The organism is Runella sp. SP2 (genome assembly GCF_003711225.1).
Classification (GTDB): Bacteria; Bacteroidota; Bacteroidia; order Cytophagales; family Spirosomataceae; genus Runella.
This window is the reverse complement of record NZ_CP031030.1, coordinates 1,718,077-1,740,035: the sequence shown is the minus strand read 5'-3', so window position 1 is coordinate 1,740,035 and position 21,959 is coordinate 1,718,077. Positions and strand designations below refer to the sequence as shown.

Annotated in this window: 20 protein-coding genes and 1 tRNA gene; 11 read left to right on the top strand and 10 right to left on the bottom strand. The window is 42.2% G+C overall.

Annotated elements, in window-relative coordinates:
- Positions 1–51: 51 nt before the first annotated feature.
- The 6 genes from DTQ70_RS07330 (at position 52) to ahcY (ending at position 7,774) form a co-directional block, all read left to right on the top strand.
- Positions 52–1,716 carry a glucoamylase family protein gene (locus DTQ70_RS07330; protein WP_122930206.1) on the top strand — a complete coding sequence of 555 codons (1,665 nt, stop codon included), beginning with the start codon at positions 52–54 and terminating at the stop codon, positions 1,714–1,716.
- A 154-nt stretch (positions 1,717–1,870) separates the two neighbouring features.
- Positions 1,871–2,680 (top strand): 16S rRNA (adenine(1518)-N(6)/adenine(1519)-N(6))-dimethyltransferase RsmA, encoded by an 810-nt coding sequence (gene rsmA / locus DTQ70_RS07325; RefSeq protein WP_122930205.1) that lies wholly within the window; start codon positions 1,871–1,873, stop codon positions 2,678–2,680.
- Positions 2,681–2,702: 22 nt separating this feature from the next.
- Complete coding sequence (mgtE, locus tag DTQ70_RS07320; protein WP_122930204.1) at positions 2,703–4,052, top strand: magnesium transporter; 1,350 nt, start codon at positions 2,703–2,705, stop codon at positions 4,050–4,052.
- A 52-nt stretch (positions 4,053–4,104) separates the two neighbouring features.
- Entirely contained in the window at positions 4,105–5,793 is a 1,689-nt protein-coding gene (locus DTQ70_RS07315) for a DUF262 domain-containing protein (protein WP_122930203.1), read from the top strand.
- Positions 5,794–5,803: 10 nt separating this feature from the next.
- On the top strand, positions 5,804–6,247 hold the full coding sequence (gene aac(6') / locus DTQ70_RS07310; protein ID WP_122930202.1) for an aminoglycoside 6'-N-acetyltransferase: 444 nt from the start codon (positions 5,804–5,806) through the stop codon (positions 6,245–6,247).
- 210 nt (positions 6,248–6,457) lie between these two features.
- Positions 6,458–7,774 carry an adenosylhomocysteinase gene (gene ahcY / locus DTQ70_RS07305; RefSeq protein WP_122930201.1) on the top strand — a complete coding sequence of 439 codons (1,317 nt, stop codon included), beginning with the start codon at positions 6,458–6,460 and terminating at the stop codon, positions 7,772–7,774.
- Between the two features lie 133 nt (positions 7,775–7,907).
- On the opposite strand, the gene DTQ70_RS07300 is transcribed toward ahcY, so the two are convergent.
- The gene (locus tag DTQ70_RS07300) at positions 7,908–8,540 is read right to left on the bottom strand and encodes a peroxiredoxin (RefSeq protein WP_122930200.1); all 633 of its coding nucleotides are present in this window, start codon (positions 8,538–8,540) and stop codon (positions 7,908–7,910) included.
- Between the two features lie 209 nt (positions 8,541–8,749).
- Between DTQ70_RS07300 and DTQ70_RS07295 the strand changes: the two genes are divergently transcribed.
- From DTQ70_RS07295 to DTQ70_RS07275, 5 genes are all read left to right on the top strand, one after another.
- A complete protein-coding gene (locus tag DTQ70_RS07295; RefSeq protein ID WP_206019649.1) occupies positions 8,750–9,526 on the top strand; it encodes a hypothetical protein in 777 nt (258 codons plus the stop codon).
- 23 nt (positions 9,527–9,549) lie between these two features.
- Positions 9,550–10,563 carry a sugar kinase gene (locus DTQ70_RS07290; RefSeq protein WP_122930199.1) on the top strand — a complete coding sequence of 338 codons (1,014 nt, stop codon included), beginning with the start codon at positions 9,550–9,552 and terminating at the stop codon, positions 10,561–10,563.
- Positions 10,564–10,653: 90 nt separating this feature from the next.
- Positions 10,654–12,039, top strand: coding sequence for a leucine-rich repeat domain-containing protein (locus DTQ70_RS07285; RefSeq protein WP_122930198.1), 1,386 nt, complete (start codon positions 10,654–10,656; stop codon positions 12,037–12,039).
- A 136-nt stretch (positions 12,040–12,175) separates the two neighbouring features.
- A tRNA-Ala gene (locus DTQ70_RS07280) sits at positions 12,176–12,252 on the top strand.
- A gap of 67 nt (positions 12,253–12,319) precedes the next feature.
- A complete protein-coding gene (locus DTQ70_RS07275) occupies positions 12,320–13,468 on the top strand; it encodes a tyrosine-type recombinase/integrase (protein WP_122930197.1) in 1,149 nt (382 codons plus the stop codon).
- 303 nt (positions 13,469–13,771) lie between these two features.
- Here the strand turns inward: DTQ70_RS07275 and DTQ70_RS07270 are convergent, their stop codons facing one another.
- The 9 genes from DTQ70_RS07270 to DTQ70_RS07230 all read right to left on the bottom strand — a co-directional run bounded on the left by DTQ70_RS07270 (position 13,772) and on the right by DTQ70_RS07230 (position 21,954).
- Positions 13,772–14,560, bottom strand: coding sequence for a DNA cytosine methyltransferase (locus tag DTQ70_RS07270; RefSeq protein WP_122930196.1), 789 nt, complete (start codon positions 14,558–14,560; stop codon positions 13,772–13,774).
- A 246-nt stretch (positions 14,561–14,806) separates the two neighbouring features.
- Complete coding sequence (locus DTQ70_RS07265) at positions 14,807–16,105, bottom strand: hypothetical protein (RefSeq protein ID WP_122930195.1); 1,299 nt, start codon at positions 16,103–16,105, stop codon at positions 14,807–14,809.
- Between the two features lie 15 nt (positions 16,106–16,120).
- Positions 16,121–17,014: an arabinofuranosidase catalytic domain-containing protein gene (locus DTQ70_RS07260; RefSeq protein ID WP_122930194.1), complete on the bottom strand. Its 894-nt coding sequence runs from the start codon at positions 17,012–17,014 to the stop codon at positions 16,121–16,123.
- A 4-nt stretch (positions 17,015–17,018) separates the two neighbouring features.
- A complete protein-coding gene (locus tag DTQ70_RS07255) occupies positions 17,019–19,736 on the bottom strand; it encodes a NosD domain-containing protein (protein ID WP_122930193.1) in 2,718 nt (905 codons plus the stop codon).
- Between the two features lie 12 nt (positions 19,737–19,748).
- Complete coding sequence (locus DTQ70_RS07250) at positions 19,749–20,129, bottom strand: hypothetical protein (RefSeq protein ID WP_122930192.1); 381 nt, start codon at positions 20,127–20,129, stop codon at positions 19,749–19,751.
- Complete coding sequence (locus DTQ70_RS07245) at positions 20,126–20,476, bottom strand: hypothetical protein (protein ID WP_122930191.1); 351 nt, start codon at positions 20,474–20,476, stop codon at positions 20,126–20,128. The genes DTQ70_RS07250 and DTQ70_RS07245 overlap by 4 nt, the downstream gene beginning before the upstream one ends.
- A gap of 13 nt (positions 20,477–20,489) precedes the next feature.
- Positions 20,490–21,110, bottom strand: coding sequence for a hypothetical protein (locus tag DTQ70_RS07240; protein WP_122930190.1), 621 nt, complete (start codon positions 21,108–21,110; stop codon positions 20,490–20,492).
- Positions 21,032–21,616: a hypothetical protein gene (locus tag DTQ70_RS07235; RefSeq protein ID WP_122930189.1), complete on the bottom strand. Its 585-nt coding sequence runs from the start codon at positions 21,614–21,616 to the stop codon at positions 21,032–21,034. The genes DTQ70_RS07240 and DTQ70_RS07235 overlap by 79 nt, the downstream gene beginning before the upstream one ends.
- On the bottom strand, positions 21,616–21,954 hold the full coding sequence (locus DTQ70_RS07230; protein WP_122930188.1) for a hypothetical protein: 339 nt from the start codon (positions 21,952–21,954) through the stop codon (positions 21,616–21,618). Before DTQ70_RS07230 ends, DTQ70_RS07235 begins: the two co-directional genes overlap by 1 nt.
- Positions 21,955–21,959 lie beyond the last annotated feature (5 nt).

The following is a 21,959-nucleotide window of genomic DNA, read 5'->3' as shown; positions in this document are numbered from 1 at the left end:
CTCTTTCTTTAGGCACTAAAGTCATTGGCGCATCCCAAAATCACATTCATTATGGTTACCCTAAAACCACTCCTTTACTTTGCCAGCGTATCTGCGCTTATTGTTTCAACGAGTTTTTTTTCCTGCAAAACCCAAAACATTGCTACCCCTGAGCAATTTTACTATACGTTGGTGACCGTCAACGACCAACAATCTGGTGGGTTTTATGCCAACAATACCAACCTTTTGCCCAAAATTGAAATAAGTTTTTCGGCACCACTCAATACGACCTCCGCCCCCGCGGCGATTTCGTTGGTGGAACGCCAGTCATCGGCCAAAATCCCCCTCAATTACACTTTTTTTAAGGCCGACAGCGCGGTTCGGATTGTTCCCCAACAGCCTTTGAAAAGCATTACGCAGTATAATATTTTGGTAGGACCAGAGCTGGAGTCCCGTAAAACTACCCCTCTGAATACCAACATTAATTTTGGACTAACCACGGCCCTCGATACCGCCGATAAATTCCCACGTATTAGCGACGATGAGCTGTTGACCTTGGTACAAAAGCAGACATTTCGCTATTTCTGGGAGTTTGGTCACCCTGTCTCTGGGCTTGCCCGCGAACGAAACACCTCAGGCGATGTTTGCACCTCAGGCGGAACAGGCTTTGGCATCATGGCCATGGTGGTGGCAGTTGAGCGCGGTTTTATCACTCGTCAACAAGCGATTGAGCGTTTGGCTAAAATGACTGATTTTCTAAAAAATAAAACCAAAACCCACCACGGCGTTTTTCCTCATTGGTTGAACGGCACAACGGGCGCCACCGTTCCGTTTAGTACCTACGACAACGGCGGCGACTTGGTTGAAACCGCTTATCTCATCCAAGGATTAATGACTGCTCGCCAGTATTTTGACAAAAAAACAACCGAAGAAACCGCGCTTCGCCAAACCATCAACGAGATTTGTAATGCTGTTGAATGGGATTGGCACACCAAAAACGGCGAAAAAGTATTGTACTGGCATTGGTCGCCCAACTACGAATGGCGCATGAATCACCAAATTCACGGTTGGAACGAATGTTTGATTACCTACTTCTTAGCCGCTGGCTCTCCTACCCACAGTATCAACAAAGATGTATATACCAATGGCTGGGCTGAGAATGGTAAAATAAAAAATGGCAAGCAGTTTTATGGCGTAACATTGCCCCTCGGATTTGACTTAGGCGGGCCGTTGTTCTTCTCTCATTATTCGTTTTTGGGCCTCAACCCCAAAGGATTAAAAGACCAATACGCCGATTATTGGCAACAAAACTTGGCACATACCCAAATCAATTACAAGTACTGTCTGGCCAATCCTAAAAATTATTCGGGCTACAGTGCTGATTGTTGGGGACTTACGGCCAGCGACACCAACAACGGTTACGCGGCCCACTCTCCCACCGAAGATTTGGGGGTCATCAGCCCCACTGCGGCGATTTCGGCTATGCCTTACACGCCACAAGAGTCGATGCGGGCATTGCGGTTTTTCTACTACAAATTGGGCGATAAAATTTGGAAAGACTATGGTTTTGTTGACGCTTTCAATCTTACTAACCTTTGGTGGGCCAATTCATTTTTGGCCATCGACCAAGGCCCCATTATTTGCATGATTGAAAACCACCGTACAGGATTATTGTGGAAACTTTTTATGTCGTGCCCCGAAGTCCAAACTTCTAAAACAAAGTTGGGTTTTGAATAACTTCCCACTTGAAACGTGCGGTCTGGTTGCTTCCAACTAGACTGCACGGCTACTGCTCTAACATTTCCTACTCCTCGATAGCCCTCCCCAAAGGGTTATTTTGTACTTTCGTGCCGCAATTGCCCAAACATAGCCCCACAAAAGCCTCCAAGGCATGAAAGTTAAAGCAAAAAAACACTTAGGACAGCACTTTTTACGCGATTTGGACGCTTCCTACCGCATCGCTGACCTTCTCTCTGGACACGGAGGATACGACACTGTGCTCGAAATCGGCCCAGGAATGGGGGTATTGACGCAGTTTATTTTACCCAAGGAACAGTACAACACCTATGTGGTTGAGATAGACCGTGAATCAGTCGCCTATCTAAAAGTAAATTTTCCCAAACTCGAAGGTAAAATCATCGGGGGCGATTTTCTCCGAATGAACCTCAACGAATGGTACCAGTCTATTCAAAATGGTACTTCCACTGGGACTGGGCGATTTGCCTTGATTGGCAATTATCCTTACAATATTTCTTCCCAAATTCTTTTTAAGGCCCTTGATTACCGCGACCTCATTCCAGAAATCATTGGGATGTTTCAAAAAGAAGTAGCGCTCCGAATCGCAGCGCCTCCAGGGAAAAAGGACTACGGCATTTTGAGCGTTTTGCTTCAAGCCTTTTATGACATCGAATATTCCTTTACCGTTCCGCCCGAAGCGTTTGATCCGCCTCCAAAAGTACAATCAGGCGTGGTTCGACTCAAGCGCAACCAAGTTGACAAACTTGATTGTGACGAAAAGCAGTTTACCCAAGTAGTGAAGGCGGGTTTTAATCAACGACGTAAAACGCTTCGGAATGCGCTCAAACCGCTCGGTATCACTTTTAATCACCCGCTTCTTGACAAACGCGCCGAGCAACTTAGCGTGGCTGATTTTGTTTTGTTAACCCAGCTTGTAGAAAATCAACCTGCCAGCGGCGAATAGCCGATAAAGACGTATTGAAGGTATGACGTTTGAATTAACCAAAGAGTTTCTCGAAAAAATTGAAACGGCCATCACTGGACGAGACGATGCCTTGCTTCGGGCAGAAATGGATGAGTTGTACCCTGCCGACATCACCATGTTGTTGTATGAGCTGGAGACCGAACCCGCCCATTACCTTTTTAGCTTGCTCAATACGGAAATAGGTGCCGAAATTTTGGCAGAAATAGAACCCGAAGACCGCAAACGTTTTCTGACAAATTTTTCGTCTGCCGAAATTGCACGTTACATCGAAGTTTTTGATTCGGATGATGCCGTGGATTTGCTCCAAGAGCAGCCCATTCAGGTTCGGGAAGAGGTCATTGGGCTGCTAGAAGACCGTGAACAAGCCCGTTTTATCATCGACCTCCTCCCCTACGACGAAGATGTGGCTGGGGGGTTGATGCAAAAAGAATTGGTCAAAGCCAACGTCAATTGGACGGTCAATGAGTGTATTGAAGAGATTCGTAAACAAGCCGAAGACGTTGAAAAAGTGTATGCTGTCTATGTTGTTGACGACAATCAGACCCTGCTAGGGCTTATTTCGCTCAAAAACTTGGTGTTAGCCCGAAAAAACACCAAAATCGGCAACATCTACGACGAAGACATTCACTACGTCGAAACCTACCGCCCCGTTGAGGAAGTATCCGAAATCATGCAACGGTACGATTTAGAGGCCATTCCAGTCGTAAACGTCCAAAAACGTCTGCTTGGGCGCATCACCATTGACGACGTACTGGACGTTATTATCGAAAAAGCCGAAGAAGACATTCAAGCAATTTCGGGTATCACGGGAGAAGTAGAAGAAGACGATAACCTTTGGCAACAAGTGAAGGGGCGTCTGCCTTGGTTGATTGTGGGCGTGATTGGAAGCTTAATGGCCGCTACTGTGATTCGGGTTTTTGAAGGCGAACTCAGCAAAATAGCAGCCCTTGCCATGTTTATCCCCATCATGGGTTCGACGGGGGGAAATGTCGGAATCCAAACGGCTTCGTTGATTGTGCAAGCCTTGGCCGACAAGTCGGGATTAGAAATAAGTTGGAAAGAACGTTTACTTAAAATTATTGTCATTGCCTCCCTCAACGGCCTCATTATTGGGCTTTTAGCGGGGTTATACGTACTTGTTTTTAGTGAAACCCAATTGGTGTGGGTAGTAAGTCTTTCCCTGATGGCCGTGGTATTATTGGCTTCCTTTATGGGTACAATCACTCCACTAATTCTCGACCGTTTTGGCATTAACCCCGCAGTTGCCTCAGGACCATTCATCACTACCGCCAACGACCTCGTTGGCATCGGCACCTATTTTTTAATTGCGCATTTTTTGTTGAAAATGTAGAAGTTTTTATCTTTAAGAATTTCAAGAAAAATCAAATACTTTTTTAAATTCTATGAAAGGGATTCAAGGCACTTCAAACAAAACATATCGTCAGATTATGGGCAATGGCTTGCGTTATGAAATCCCTAAATTTCAACGTGATTATACTTGGGATACAGAGCATTGGGACGATCTGTGGCAAGATATTGAAACCCTTCTTTCCGATGAAGAAAATGAACACTACATGGGGTATTTGGTTCTTCAAACCTCTAACAATAAAGAGTTCAAAATTATTGATGGCCAACAAAGGTTAACAACAATGAGTCTCATTATTTTGGCCACATTAAAATCGCTAAAAGATTTAATTGATGGTGGAATAGACGCTAGCAATAATACAAAACGAAAAGATAGTCTATTAAACAGTTATATCGGATATATTGACCCTGTTACACTTATATCAAACAACAAATTAAAATTGAATAAAAACAGTGATGATTATTACAAACAACATCTTGTTTTACTAAAAGAGCTGCCATTACGTAATACAAATACCTCAGAAAAACACATGAGAGAGTGTTTTAATTGGTATTATGAGAAAATTAGAAAAAGATTTAAAAGTGGAGAGCAACTAGCGCGTTTTATTGATGATATCGTCGATAAGCTCTTTTTTACTGTCATTGAGGTGTCTGACCAATTAAACGCATTCAAAGTATTTGAAACATTAAATGCCAGGGGTGTACAGCTTTCTTCTTCTGATTTACTCAAAAACCATCTATTTTCCGTCGTTGATGAGACAAAACCTCATATTTCGGAAATGGACGAACTAGAAAACATTTGGGGTAAGATAGTTGGTAAATTAGGTGAACAGAAGTTTGAAGATTACCTTAGATATTACTGGAATAGTAAAAACAAATCAGTGGGGAAGAAAAATTTATTTAAAACTATAAAACAAAACATTAGCTCAAAAGAACAAGTGTTTGAACTCATTAGAAGTCTAAATGATACAGCAGATTATTATCTAGCTATTCAAAATCCAGAAGATGATTTTTGGAGGAATAAACCAGAAGTAAAAAAATCTCTTAAAGAGCTTAGATTATTTCAAATTAAACAAACAAATTCTTTATTCTTATCTGCACTTCAAAACTCAACTAGTGAAACCTTTGAGAGGTTAGTTAAAATTTGTTCTATCATTTCTTTTCGCTACAATATCATTGGTGGGTTAAATCCTAACGTTCAGGAAGAAGTTTACAATTCGGTTGCTGTTAAATTATCAAAAACCAAACAATTTGACGTTAAAGACTTTGAATCAATTTACGTTATTGATTATAATTTTGAGAATGATTTTTCAACCAAAGAATTTAAAAATACGACTCGTAATCATAAAATTGTAAAATACATTTTAAGCAAAATAGAAGTGTATAAATATCGCAATGATATAGATTTTGAAAGCGACATCTACACTGTTGAGCATATTCTTCCTGAAAGTGCCGACGAAAGATGGGGTGATTTTTCTTTTGATGCAATCAATAGATCGGTTTACAGAATTGGAAACCTGACATTGTTAGAGAAAAAGTTAAATAGAGAGATTGGAATTTTGCCTTATGTTGAAAAAAGTAAGTGGTTTCTACAATCAAATTGTCAGCTAACCAAAAATTTACCAGACTCGTATGAAACTTGGAATGAAGACAAGTTAGCAGCTCGACAAAGAGACCTTGCAAGAGCTGCCAAATCAATATGGAAAATTCAAGAGCTCGGAAAATAAATACACCCTCATGCTTTTCATCTTACCCCTTCAGCCATCTAATATCCAAGTAGTTGCTTCCCTCGCAGTACAACTTTGGCCTGATACTTCATTGGATGAAATGCTAAGTCATTATCAAGAAGTTTTAGAATTAGGTGAGGGTACATGTTTCTTGGCATACAAAGAAGGGCAACCCATTGGTTTTATCGAACTTAGCATTCGTAATGATTACGTAGAAGGTGCCGACGAGCTACCCGTTGCCTATATAGAAGGGCTTTACATAGATAGCGATTACCGACAGAAAGGTCTGGGGCAAATGCTTATTACACGTGCCGAACAATGGGCTGTCCAACAAGGGTTTAGACAACTCTGTTCCGATGTTGAAATGGAAAATCAACTTAGTATTCTCTTCCATGAAAAAGCAGGTTTTACCGAAGCGGCAAGAATCGTGTGTTTTGTCAAAAATCTTGACTAGACATTTTATCTGTCAAAATAATTTATAGCACCGTTTATATCTAACAATGTAACGTTTTTCACTATTCTTACCTTATAAAATATCTTTTTTTTGGATAGAGGCACATTTTCAATTGTTTAAACAACCATTCTCCAGCTAATACCTACTAATTTTGCATTTGTTTTGATAAACACTTAGCGAATAAGCAATCACATTTAATATTAACATAAAATGTCAGTAGCAACAGGAACGTACGTACCGTACAAAGTTAAAGACATCACATTGGCCGATTGGGGCCGCAAGGAAATTCGTTTGGCTGAAGCCGAAATGCCTGGTTTAATGGCACTTCGCGCAGAATATGGCAATACGAAGCCATTGAAAGGCTCTCGTATCGCAGGTTGCTTGCACATGACTATTCAAACTGCCGTTTTGATTGAAACGTTGGTTGAATTGGGTGCAGAAGTCACTTGGTCATCATGTAATATCTTCTCAACGCAAGATCACGCCGCTGCTGCTATTGCTGCCGCAGGTATCTCGGTTTATGCTTGGAAAGGTATGACAGCGGAAGAATTTGATTGGTGTATCGAACAAACACTTTTCTTCGGAGAAGAGCGTCAGCCATTGAATATGATTCTTGACGACGGCGGTGACTTGACAAACATGGTGTTTGACAACTATCCTGAGTTGATTGCAGGAATCGGTGGTTTGTCGGAAGAAACAACAACAGGTGTACACCGTTTGTACGAGCGTATGAAAAACGGCACATTGCACCTTCCAGCTATCAACGTAAACGATTCGGTTACTAAATCGAAATTTGATAACAAATACGGTTGCAAAGAGTCATTGGTGGACGCTATCCGTCGTGCTACTGACTTGATGTTGGCTGGTAAAGTGGCAGTTGTAGCAGGTTACGGTGACGTAGGTAAAGGCTCGGCAGAATCCCTTCGTGGTGCTGGTTGCCGCGTTTTGGTTACCGAAATCGACCCAATCTGCGCATTGCAAGCAGCGATGGATGGCTTTGAAGTAGTTACAATGGATGAAGCTGCGACGCGTGCTAACATCTTTGTAACGGCGACAGGTAACATCAACATCATCAAAGGCCGCCATTTCAAATCAATGAAAGACAAAGCAGTAGTTTGTAACATCGGGCACTTCGATAACGAAATCGATATGGCTTGGTTGAACGAAAACTACGGCGCAACAAAAGAGCAAATCAAACCACAGGTTGATCTTTATACTGTAGATGGCAAAGAAATCATCGTCTTGGCAGAAGGTCGTTTAGTAAACTTGGGTTGTGCAATGGGGCACCCATCTTTTGTAATGTCAAACTCATTCTGTAACCAAACATTGGCACAAATTGAGTTATACACCAACCCAGGCAAATACGAAAAACAAGTTTATATCTTGCCTAAGCACCTCGACGAAAAAGTAGCAAAATTGCACTTGTCACACATTGGGGTGAAGCTTGAAACCCTTGATGAAGAGCAAGCTGCTTACATCGGTGTTACGGTAGAGGGTCCATTCAAATCAGAATTGTACCGTTACTAGGCCATCACTTGTTTTTTGCTCGGTCTGACTATCGTCTGACCGAGCAAAAAGGTCAAAGAGGGTCAGACGATAGTCAGACCCAAAGGTAAAAAAAGGATATTCGGTCTGACTATCGTCTGACCAAATATCCTTTTTACTTATTAGGTTGCGCGGTGTAACGCAAATAAGGTTTTACGATTCGTAAATCGCTGTATTTTTTCTGGGCATCTTCCGTCGAAACAGCAGGTACCACAATCACATCTTCTCCTGGTTTCCAGTCTGCTGGCGTAGCTACTTGATTATAAGCCGTTAGTTGAAGCGAATCAATAACGCGAATAAGCTCGTTGAAGTTACGACCTGTTGAAGCTGGATAAGTCAAGGTAAGTTTAATTTTCTTATCTGGGCCAATTACAAACACTGAGCGAACGGTTGCTTTTTCACTCGCATTTGGGTGAATCATGTCATACAAAGTAGCCACGTTACGGTTTTCGTCCGCAATAATTGGGAAATTCACTTCCGTACCATTTACTTCGTTTATATCCGGAACCCAACGCGCGTGAGAATCCAAATCATCCACGCTCACCGCTATAACTTTTACGTTTCTTTTTGCAAATTCGCCTTTCAATAACGCCGTTTTTCCCAATTCAGTAGTACAAACTGGTGTAAAATCGGCAGGGTGAGAAAATAACAATCCCCAAGAATCACCTAACCATTCGTGGAAACTGATAGGGCCTTGCGTAGTATCCGCTTGAAAATCTGGGGCAACATCGCCTAATCTAAGTGACATAATAAATAAGAGTTTTTGTGGAACGAATATTTTCACTTATAGACTATCGGTTTTATATGGTTAAACCGATAATTGAAAGCCTCTTTATAGGGAGGCTTGACAAATGTAGTACAAACGTACAGTAAAAATTGTTCCATTTGACAAAAAATAAAACTAAACCTTCTGAGAAAAACGTTATTGAAAATAATTGTTTTAGCGTGAAGTACAGCATGTTTCGTAAACACCTCCTCTATCTAACTTTAACCACTTTTACCATTTCTACTCGAATGTGGGCAGCCGACGTTGACTCTACCTCCGTCGAAACCAGTGATTCTACCCATACCCCTAAATCGCTCAAATTCCTCAAAGAAATATTTTCCAGTAGCCAAGACAGCATGAGGCGCGGCCCCAACCTCATGTACACCCTCAACTGGGACGCTAGAAGTTCGTTTATTGACAAAAAATTTGTCAATATTTGGGGCGTAAATACGGGGATAAAATTTGGAAAGAAGCGCCATGAACTTACTTTTGGGTACTATTGGCTTACCTTTAACTCATTTCTAAGGCTCATTGATTTGCGAAAAAATGCCTCTCGATTGATAAATTTGGGCTATTACACAAAAACTGACTTGTATTTTTTCAGTTTAATGTATGTCCCAAAAGTAATCGAAAATAAACGTTGGCGATTTAGTTTGCCTGTTGAAGTGGGTATTGGGGCTACCCAAAGCTCAGGGAACAAACTTCTCAATGATTTGATGATTTGGCGAAGAAATGATTTTTTTATGCCCGCCCAAGTAGGTTTTTATCTCAAATGGAAAGCAACTCGTTGGGTAGGCTTTAGCACACAGGGAGGGTACAGATATGCACTTTACCAACAAAACCTCCCAACCAATTACAACGGCCCTTATTATAGTTTAGGCTTTACAATGGAAAGTGAAGTTTTTACCGATTCGTATCAATGGGCTAAAAAAACCATCAAAAAACGCCAAGAAAAACGGAGTAAATAGCCCAAAACTTAGCTTTACAAGGTATGAAAAAAATTGTTACTTTCGGTCAAATCATGATGAGGCTGTCACCGCCTGCTTTTGCTCGTTTTAGCCAAGCCCATAGTTTTGATATTACCTACGCTGGTGGCGAAGCCAACGTCGCGATTGCTACTGCCCAATGGGACGTTCAAGCCGTCCACGTGACCCGTTTTCCCAACAACGACATTGGGAAGGCTGCCATTATGTACCTGCGTAAATACGGCCTCGACACCTCCGAAATCCAGTTAGGTGGCGACCGCATGGGGATTTATTTCGTAGAAAATGGCGCCAACGCCCGGGCAAGTCAGGTGATTTATGACCGCCTCAATGACTCCTTTTGTACCCTTGAAGCTGAAAGTTTTGATTGGGAACGTATTCTGACGGGTGCCGATTGGTTTCACTTCACGGGCATCACCCCTGCCCTGTCTGAAAGTGCTGCACAGGCCTGTTTAGAAGCCGTGCAAACCGCCCGAAAATTGGGCGTTAAAATCTCGGCAGACGTAAACTACCGCAAAGGTCTATGGAATTGGGGAAAAACACCTCAAGAAATTATGCCAGACTTGGTATCTTACTGTGACCTCATCGTCTGCGGCAATAGCAATGCCGATGATTTATTTGGGATTAAACCCCTACCCGAGGATAAGAACAAGTGGGTGTCCACCTCAAAACAAATCATGGAAAGGTATCCCAACATTAAGCTAATCCTTGACACCAAACGTGATTCTATCAGTGCATCGCATAATCAATTAAAAGGAAAAGCTTGGAACGGCGAGAAGTTTTACAAAACCACCACTTACGACATTCACCACATTGTGGATCGCATCGGAAGCGGTGATGCTTTTATCGCTGGCTTTTTGTACGGCTATGACTATTTTGACCAAAGTGTGCAGCACGCCCTTGAGTTTGCCACCTCGGCGGCCGCCCTCAAACATACCGTTGAAGGCGATTTTAACTTGGTTTCCATAGACGAAGTTGAACGGTTATCTTCGGGTGATAGCTCTGGGAAGCTTTCTCGATAGGAGAAAATTTATATAAAATTTTGCTTTATATATTGTTTTATAAAATATTATCTTTAGTTTCGTAGTTAGAAGAGTAAACCTCCTACAACTATGAAACTATTTTTTTTGTCGTCTATCTTCTTCGTTAGCTCGTTTGCGTATGCGCAAGTAAAAATCATGACATTCTCGGATGCCGAAAGTAAGCGTCTGAGTGTAAAGCAATTGGACAGCCTCTATCCTAGCCCCAAAAAGTTTTTTGATGGCGCTGCGGATACGTATTTCAAATCGCAACAGGCATTTTTATTGAATGTCAATGGTAGAGCAAGACAAAATAGTACTAAAAAAGATAACGGCACTTTATGGGCACGCTTCTATGTGGGTAAAGAAGGCCGATTTGATTATTTTCTATATAGTTTTGAAGGAAAAGTATCGGAAGAATCGAAAACTAAGGTACTGGATTCGCTCCGTGTCTATTTGGATAACTACCGTTTTCCCGTTAAAATCACGGCAGCGTACTCTTTTCACCAACTTATTAACATTGGGCTGATACGCCAGCTTCCCAAAGGCCGCAATGTCATTAGCACCCTCGATGACGCAATTGCTACCACCCGACCTGATACGGTTAAAATCCTTGCCCTCAATCAGCTTGAACTAACTGAAGTACCAGAGATCATTTATAAGTTTACCGAAATGAAGGAGCTTAATTTAGGCGGAAATGAGCTCAAGAATGCCAACATAGATTTAACTCGCTTGCCCAAACTCAAACACCTCTGGCTCAATGCCAACCAACTGTCAAACAACAGCTTAACGCTCACGCCCAACAAAACACTCCGTATTTTAAATATCCAAAACAATCGTTTTACTGATGTTCCAGCGGCGGTTCAAGCCTGTAGAAAGCTTTCAAGTTTATGGTTGGGGTATAACAAACTTTCGCTGCTAAACGACCAAAGTTTTCAGGGTTTGCGGCGCTTGCGCGACATCAACTTGTATTCGTGCGACCTCAACACCTTGCCGCAAGGTATCAACAAACTAAGAAGGTTAGAAGTGATTGACTTGTACCACAACAACCTTACAGAACTGCCTTCGTCCATTGGAAGAATGCGGCGATTACAGCAATTGGCACTTTCAAATAACCAACTGACGCACCTTCCCCAAAACCTTCGGAAGCTGAGACGCCTTCAAGCCCTTTATGCGCACCACAACAAACTCTCTAGTCTGCCCAGCAGCATCAAAAGGTTAAAACGTTTGACCATTTTGGACCTCAATCACAATCAGTTTAGTGTATTACCAAGTTCCATTGGCGCTTTATCGGTCGTTGAAGAGATTGACGTGAGCTATAACAACCTAAGCGAGCTCCCCACTCAAATGCCACAACTAAAACGACTCAAAAAGCTATATCTCCGCGAAAACCCTGTCACTGAGGACCCTATGTTATTGAGTCGTTCAAAACCCATCATGGAAAATTTAACCCAAAACAAAATGGACGTTTCTTATTAAAGAATTTTGGGGAAAGTAGTTGCAAAAATCGAATCAAAAAATCATCTTTGCACTCCAATCGAGGATGTAGCTCATCGGACTGGCGTACCAGCTGGCTAGAGTGCTTGGCGAAGCGTCGCACCGATGACATTTTTTTGGGGATGTAGCTCAGCTGGCTAGAGCGCTTGCATGGCATGCAAGAGGTCGTGGGTTCGAATCCCATCTTCTCCACCAAAACCCCTTAAACCCGCTATTTGGCGGGTTTTTGCTTTTTGCGACAACCGTTGCGACAAAGTTAGGAATGAGTCAAGGCAAGAAACACCCCTACAAAGAAGCAAAGCTAGTGCATGGTAAACGTGCCTACATTGAGTTCTACGCTTTCTCTGATTCAACCAAAAGTTTGGTACGTAAGCGGATATTTTGCCCAGCAAAATACAAAACCCCTCAAATGATTGAGCGTTGGGCAAATGATTGGATACCGCAAATAAATAAAGGGCTAGAAGACGGTTTTTATTTTAAAGTAGAATCTGAACCCGAACCACTACCCGCCCCTACACAAAAAAGCCTACTTATCGACGTTCTAAAGGAGGTTCTTGCAGACAAAAAAGCACAAGTAAGGGGAAAAACATTAGGCACTTACACCAGCGTTTTTAAGAAATTCGAGTCGTTTTTAAAGTCCAAAGGGCTACAAGAAACTACAATAGAAGACTTTACACAGTCGCACGCCTACGATTATAGAAACTATCTTACGGGCGTTTATGAAAACTCGAATAAGACTGCAAACAATAACATAACCTGTACAAAGCTACTTTTTGAAGGGGCTTTAGAAAAAGGGTACATAGCTAAAAACCCTTTGGCTATAAAAACACTACCCGAAACCGATAGCGACCAGCACGAAGTTTTTACGCTTGAGCATCAAAATATTTTAGAGGAATATCTAAATGAAAACGATTTTGAACTATTCGTTTTTACGAGGCTCATGTACTATGCTTTTATTCGACCAGCCGAAATAAGGGGATTACGTTTGGCAAATATTGACCTTACCAAAAGAGTTATCGACGTACCGGGTAAAATCGCAAAGAATCGGCGTACTGATATTGTGCCGATTAGTAACAGCCTTTACAATGCACTTTTACGGTACGCCCAAGGTCGAAACCATACTAATAACTTTTATTTGTTCGGGAAAGGCTTGCAGGTGGATAAATACCCAATGGCAATAAACCACGCATACAAACGACACAAACGGGCTTTAGAAGTTTGTGGGCTCACCGAATACAATTACACTTTGTACAGTTGGAAACATACGGGCGCGTCTAGGGCTTACGAAGTGACAAAGGATATTTTAAGGCTATCCAAACTGTTACGCCACGCATCAACGAAGGAAACAGAAAACTATTTACGGAGTATTGGGGTACGCTTGAAGTCTGACCCCTTAGAATATGATTGGTAAAATAGAAAAGCCCCTCACTAATGAAGGGCTTTTTTGTTGAGCATCTTTCTGTAAATCTCTTTTGAAGGCTCAATCCATTCTTTATCAGTGACATCAAAAATATAAGTGTCCACTTCAGTGGACAAACATTTGATACAATGCCAACCGTCACGTTTAATTGGAAAGTAATAAAAGCGCCTCATTTTAGATTCACTTACTTTTTTCCCGCAAATTGTACAGTAGTGACGATTCATAGTATTGATTTTGACAATTAATTGTGAATGTACCAGGGATACAAATTACAGATCGTTCACAAAATGTGAATCAGCTGCGTTTGTTAGTGCCAGGCGCGTCACGCTTTAGGCTTATTCTTTTTCTGCAAGCGTCGGTAGCGGTTTTTTTCCACCCTTGTAAGATTTGGCCGCAACCACACGCACAAGTTTTTGAATTTTGAAAGGTTGGCGGGGTAGGGTCAGAAAGTACTTGTTTAATTGCTAAGGCTATGGCCTTTGAAACATATAAATTAACAGCATTACCAACTACTTTATATGCTCCCGCTTTAGTGAGGTCGGGCAAATCAAAATTATTTTCGATTCCTTGAAGTTTACAGACTTCTTCCCATGTTCTGTAATTCCCTCGTTTCCCCTCTGTAGCCGTTACGCATTTTTCAGACTTTTTAGGTTTTGATTGTCTTTGCACGTGAAGAAGTAAACCTTCTTTTGTCCCAAACTGAAAGTATCTATGCCGATTTTGGGCGCTTCCTACTTCGTTAGCATTAAGGAAGAATCTTTGTACTTTGTAGCCATCCACAAAAATCTGAGGGACGTTAGGGACATTTTCAAGTAGAAAAAACTTAGGTTGTGATTCATGGACAACGCGTTGAAATTCGGCCAACATTTCTAAACCGTAGCCAGTAGGTTCGGTTCGTCTTGCTCGTGAAAAGTCTTGACATGGTGAGCCGCCAATTACTCCGTCAAATTTTCCTGAAACTGAATGAAAGTTTCTTATGTCTTGACCTAGAATAATGTCCCCCGCACTGACAACACAAAAGCCGTTTTGTTGAAAGCCCTTTCCTAAAAGGTCAATCCCACTAAATAAAGATAGTACTAACATTGTGATTGGGCGCCGTTTATTTATCCTCGAGGTGTCACAAATTTACCTTTTAGATTGTGAATTTGCAAGCGTTACAAATCTGAGATCAATCACATTTCTGTAAAATATGTGAGTGTCCAGGCTCTTATATCTGCTATGATTTCACAGTTTAAAATAGTATGGATTATACACTTTCGGCCAAAGCGATTTTAGGAGCATAGAAAAACCCCGCCAATGTGACGGGGTTTTTATGAGTCAGTCAAACCGCTATCCTGAACATCGAACGTTAGGGAGTACCCCGCCGCTTATCAGGCTTTCAAATTCGTTTCTGATACTTTGCTCATAGCCGCCTTCACTGTAGATTCTTTCTAATGAGTAAGTAAACAGCCCCGAACGTTGGGGGCTTTGTACTGGTTTATTCCAGTCCCCCGAATCAATAAGATTTTGACGTACTTGCTTTGCCATATTCCAGCCAGCACCGCCACCGTTTGCGTCGGGTACGTGAAAGGCAAAAGATAGAAGGTTAGCCCCCTGATTGATGCTGTAACGGTGGTGAACTGTCAAACTCTCGACAGTAGCACCGTCTGCGTTTGTCCACTCGGTACAGTAATAACCGGGCTTTCTCATTTTCCAGTCGTATTGAAGCGCCGCGTCAAACTCTTTGGAGTCAATTACGCGGGTGTTGTTCTTCAAGAACTTAATAGAAGGATGGTCGGCTATTGTATTGTAGTCATACGTTCCAGTTTCTCGGTGGACATTGATAAAGAAGTTTCCACAGTGCAAGCCCATACGCCAACCCGTCATCACGTTGCAAATAGCGTGCAATTTTTCTCTTAGTTGCTGAACCTTAAAACGTTGGTAAGGCAATCCGCCTGACAAATTAACCCCGCCGCTTTTGGTCGTTTCTAGGCTGGAATAGTCCCCGCCCCACTCGAAGCGATAACCAAATTCTTCATGCACCGTAGTTGATGGAAAACACGCAACCACATAGCCAGCATCGTAGAAAGGTTGAAAGGCATTTTTAAAGCCCTTGTACCAATCGTAAACATTTTGCCACTTGGAAGAACTGAAAGACATTTGGTAGCGGCTTGCAAAAAGTCGGCTCCCGTTTCTATCCTGCATCATTTCTTCTTGAGTGAAGACGCTATTTAGGTCTTTGCCGTAGAACACTAAAGACGGAATCAAAACGAGGTTTAAGCCTTTATCCATCGCCACGTTTGCGTACTCAATGTATTTACCAAACCCTTCATTGTAGGTTTCACCCACGTTGACAATTAAAGGTACTGTGTCAAATCCAGCGGCTTTAATAACGCTCAATCGGTTAGCCCAAAAGTCCGTATCGGTTAGCAAAAGCATTTTATACACCGTCGTTGGGTCAAAAACTCTTTTTACCGCTGGTATGCGATACTTTGCGGGGCTTGCCGTTTTTGCCGTGGCCGTGGTGGTAGTGCGTTGGCGGTACAGGTACACAACCCAAACCAACACTATCACCGAAATGACAATTACCCCAACTAAAAGCGGGTTTTTACGTACCCACTTTGACGCCTTTTTTATTGGATTTTTCATAAAAGTTTTTTGAATTTACGCTACGGTAATGCCATGCCAAGCGCCCATATTTCGTTCGAGGGTTACACAGTCCGCGTCAGGGATTGCCGTATTGAAAAATAGAACGTCTCCCATTCGCTTGTTTAAATAATTCCCAATTCCATTTTCAGAGAGTAGGGCAAGATTTTGAAGTGAGAAATTTGTCAATCCATTGGTCGTTGTAGTCACACCACCCGCGCCATTAACTACTACGCTGATTGTATTCCCATTTCTTTTTACTCTTACAATAGCCATCCCGCTAGTTGTCACTGTTGCAGGGATGCTATTATAGACTGTTCCAACTGTATTATTGGTATTCGTTTCATACAGAAGGAAACCATTCGTAGTTGTATCTGACCCGCCATTTGCATTGCAAGACACATAGCGTCCAGATATACCTTGTGCAACCCCTACTTCACAGGCAATAATAAATGTACAAGTATTTGAGAATGCAAAATTATGTTGCCCTTTTATTGTTCCAGACCCTGTACCTTTGAGGCAAACCTTACCGTTAATTGTTTGTAAGACACCAGCGTTAACGGCTTGTAGTTGATTGGCTGCCGTGGCCTGCGTCAAGTGTCGTCCACCTCCCGACTGGTCGTATAACCCTGCGAAAAACGCGCTGTTACTTCCAATATCTGTAATAATTTGAGCGGAATTGACGCCCTCACCTGTACCAGCATTATAATACAAAGAAGCCGAATCACTTGAACGTCTCAATTGTATAATGTCTCCCGTATAAGTGCTTGTTAGTTTTCGTGAAGGACTCCAAGCCCCCACCAGTCCTAAGCTAGTCATGTACGCCGAAAACGTCTGCCCAGTAGGTACAATTGAGTCTAAAAGAAAACCTGCTTTTCGTGAGCCTAAAACCCCCGCTATTGCTGTCATCATAGTTTTACGAGGTTGTGTTTCCGTTTATGTACCAAACATTTAGAGCGCGGTGTATGAGTGAAACAACCGTGCCTTTTTTAGCGGTTTTCATTGCACTACTATCAACAAACGTAACCCCTGCTTGCCCTGAAAAAGTTATTTGGCCGTCTCCCAACTGAGCAACTAATATCATGCTTCCGATAGGCATGGGGTTGATGGCAGGTTGCACAGGAACGATACAATTAACAGCACTAGCCTTGTTAATTTCTACCAGTCCGTCAACATCGTTGGCAGTGAGGGTATAGTTATCAAATTTTGTGTTTACTCTTAGCGTGTTTATCGTTTCCCCCCATACATACCACTCGGAAGGATACCGCTTTACTAAGTGCAAAATACTGTATTTACGCGCGGTCGTCGCGTTGCCCTTCGATGTTCTTATAATAACATCACTTGGCGCGTCGGTTACGACTGTGACTGGGAAATCTCCTATTTGGATTAATGATATACGTGTGCCTACTGGGAAAATAGTATTATTTAGGTCGCTTGGGATAGTTACAAGTATCTCACTTGTACCACTATCAACGCTTATCATTTTCGCTTCGTGACTTTTATTTAGGGTGGTGTTGGCATTTATATTAACAAAGTCTTGAAGTCGTGAACTGTACAAAACGTCTTCCCCTCTTAGTATCTCTATCTTTTCATGTCCTATACGTTTTGTTAGCCCTTCGTACACATCGCGTATGACGTTTGGAATAACGTTTATCAAAGCCCCTGCCGACTGTGTGCCATTTATGGGCGTCCCAAAAAACAGGGTTGCAGCGGCTTGTTTTGTTCTGTACATGGTATTGCCTTCATAGACACATTCAATGTTATTGGCATTCGTCACGGCGACGTCCTGACAATCATACAGAGTATTGTTGCATACTCTTAATTTTCGAGATTCAGCCACATACAGCCCCCTTGAAAGTCCGTTGTCAATAGGCATTATGATATTCCCTTCTATTTGTGTACCAAAGGCGTAAATGTAAACGATACGTCCACCTTCAAATGTATTGTTACAAATTGAGTGGTTGATAGTCCAAGACCCGTACAGGTTAATATTACCACGAAAAGTATTGCCCTGAAACTTCGTATCCTTTCGTCCTAAATTTGGCGCAGTATATGCACTGTATGGGTTTGAAGGAGGGAAGGAAGTAGGCGGAGTTGTCACTGGTGGATAACCAGACGCTTCTACAAAAGTTTGTTCTGGTACGTCCAAATTTTGTACAAATTCATTGTTAACAACCTTTATGCCGTTTCCCCAAAACTTCGCTAAGTATGTCCCTAATTCTCCGTGCCAGTTTTTAATAGTATTTCCTGTAAATACTGTTTCAGTATCTTCATAGGCAAAAACAAGCGCCGCCGCCGCGATTCGATAATCAGGAGATGGGTGTAATATGACGTTTTCGCCGTCAAACATATTGCCTGTCCAAATTACCCTTTCATTCTGTGAAGACATTGCAGCGATTGGGCTACGTCTTACAGTGTTTCCAGTAACTGTCACAAAACTTGACCGCTCAACGTGTATTCCTCTTTCATACCCTTCTATCGTGTTACCTGTAACGGTCGTATTTCTACAGTAATAATCAACCGCTATCCCGCAACGTCCGTACTGATTAGTTACCGTTGTTGTATTGCCAAAAACAGAAGCGACATTGCCAGATATTGCAAAATTTTGACATCTGTTGTATAAAGTGATAGCGTCCCCTACTTCATCCGTGCTATTGTGGCGACGAAAAAATACCCTTTTAAAATTATTGTTTGCAATAACCCCACCGTCACAACCGACAATCCCAATTGCAGTACCCGGTATATTCTCGAAAGTATTTCCAATAATGTTTACTCGTTCACATCCAAGCAAGAGAATAGTACGCGCAAAAACATCTTTCGTTAAGTTAGTAAGCGGATAGCTATAATGGTTCATTCGACTTCCATCAAATACAAGCCCTGAAATTTCTATGCTCCCGCTTGAAATTGTGCGACTTGTCCAGTCGGTAGCCTCTGTATAGGTATCAGTAGTACGAAATACACTATTAGAAACATTCGTATTTTCGGTTGTGTTGCACTTGAATTTTATTCTTGCGCCACCCGTACCCACTATTTTTAATTGCTTTCCTACTGGCACATTTAGGTAGATAGCATTGTCATCAATTAGCCATACGCCCCCATTCACTTCAACGGTTTTTGGTTCGGTCAGCGAAACAGAAAACAAAATAGCATTTTTAATTGCGTTACGGTCTCTTATTGCCCCTTGCGTGTCGCTACTGTTGTGAAACCATGTGCATTTAACGTTACCAGAATATACCCTTTTATACCGAACTCCTGACGCTGTTACAATACAAGTGCCAGTATTATCAACGCTTTGTGTGTCCACAGTGTCGGCGTAAAAATGACCCTGTTTACCCGCGTCGGTAACGTAAACTAAAGGGTAATTTTGGTCTGTAAATTCCATTAAACGCAACTCTGACAACGTGGCATACAATATTTTAGCTGGTGCGTTTTTAATGAGTAGTTTCCAGCGCCCTTCACTCACGTTGTCAACCTTAAAAATAATCGAATCGTCGTCTGGTTCTGAGCTATTTTTATCCCATCCAAAAACGCTAAAATACCCATCAAACGGGGCATCACCACCTAATACATTTACTACGGCGTTGGGTGTTCCTTTGCGTTTTCTTAAAGCACTTGTACTTTGTAATGTTGTCATTTTACAGCGAATTTAAAGACTTGCAAACCAGTTAAACGTTACATTATTAACTCCTTCGGGTGGTGCAACTTTGTAGAAGACCGTAATTAGTTTGGTATCAGCTTCTACATGGTCGTAATTTCCTGCATCGTTAGAAGTAGCCGTTATCTGCACAAATACAGGCTTTTCGCCTAGTAAGTGAGGCACCGAAAAGCTGGTAGCTGTACCCGTGCCGCTGTGAGTACTTGTGCCACTGTATGACCGTGTTTGCTCGGTCGCTGTTTTAGCCGTGGTCCTTGGGGTTGTTGTGTCGGTAGTTACCCACTTTAATTTATCACGGAGAATAAACCAAAGAATGACAACTACCAAAACGATTAATGCCCAAATCAAAAATTCGTTGTTTCGATTTCTCATTGTTGTGCAGCTTTAAACCCTTTGAGGGACGTGATAAGGTCGATTAAGTCCGTAGCCGTGTAGATTGCTTTCATACATATATGCCTACTTTTTTCGTCTAGGTCTATGTCTAGTTCGTCTGCTACCAAATAAGTAAGTTTGTCTTTGTCGTCTTCTGACAGCCCCCTGAATCCGTCCCATACGGCGGGTAGATCGTCGAACGCGGGGCGAATCACGGGGATTAGACGCGCCAAATACGTCACGTCCTTAAATGTCACCTTGCCGTCCTCGGTAACGGCGAAAATGGTGGCGATAAAACGCGCCAAAAAGCGTAAAAACTCGGAAACGTCGGTATTAACTGGATTCATGGAAAATTGAATTTTAAGGTTTTACAAATTTTTTGCGTAGTGTTAAGGTCTTGGTAGTGTCGTAAGGTTCGGCGTCGTGTAACCAGTCGTAAGCGCCTATCATTACACTGTACGGGCGTATTTTTTCAAAAACCCCGTCTTTTTTTCCAGCGGCAAAATTTACCGCTTTGGCGTTGCTGGTATTGCCTTCTATGGTCACAACATAACCAGCGTAAGGCTGTTTAATTACGCCAACGTGGTAGCGGCTAAACTTCATCAATGCCACCATACCAGGGCGCAATTTATTTACTTCTTTATGGGTGGTGTTTCGGCCTAATGCTACGCCGTTTGGTCTTTTCCAGCTTAAAGCCGTGGCGGGGTTTTTCACCTTTGGTTTGTAACCTGCCTCCAAGAACCACGTATATAAGGCACAACCACAATACGGGGCTTTCCATGCGTTGAGTGACGGGGAAATTATGGCGCGGTAGTAGTCAAAAAGTGGGTGGTCATTGTTTCGAGTTTTTTCCAATGTTCCTACGTCTTTTTGTGCTTTGGCTACTACCTTTTCCCCTTGCGCTATTGCATTAAGATACCCAAAAACAACAACCCATACACCAACATACGAACGGAGCGTTTTGCAATACTTAATAGGCATCTTTGGAACGGTGTAAGGGTTTGAAAATCTACGTCATAGCCTAAAGACCGTTGAACAAATGCACTAGCGTACTTAAATTCCTTTCGGTCGGTGAACAAGGAAAAAACGTCAAAAAAGACTTTTCCAATTAGGTAGGCCAATAGGGCTAAACCTGCTTTCTCTATTACCAACGCCCCCAGCGGTGTAATGCTATTGGCTAGGTATTTAGGTACATCCACGCAAGCCCTGAACAATAAAAAAATGAGTGAGGCTTTTATCAGAAAGTCCCCTAAAAGGGTGTCGGTTACTTTCTTTACAATAAAACCTACTTCATCCCGTAAGGTGACTTTAGGCGCGGGGGTTCGTTGTTGTATTTGGTTCGCAACTTCGTTTTGAAGGTATGCTAACAACGAATCGGCGGACACGTCATATTCTGTTTCTACATCGTCCAATGTAATTTCGTTAGCCATGTAGCGGCCTAAAATCCGACGACGTGCGCGAATGTCTAGGGTGTCAAACGAACGCATTAGATTAAAACAAATTGGCGTTCAATCAATACACTACTTAGGTTTGCTTGTGCATTGACTAGCACAAATTCCCGATAGTCGTGTTTCCCTAAATCAAACTCCATTTCCTTCGTCGTTCCGTCGATTTTCCACAAAGCACGAAGGTTTGTTTTGGCCGTCGAACTTAACAGGCTACCCGCGTTGTTGAGTTCGTCAAATACAGGTTTAGGCAAGCATTCGACACCACCCTCCCCACGTAAAAAAGTGAGGTGTGTTACTTTGGGGTCAACCTTAAAAGTTTTAGTCTCCCCTACTGCCAGCGATAACGCTACGACATCACTTGAAAAAATCCGTTTCATAGTAT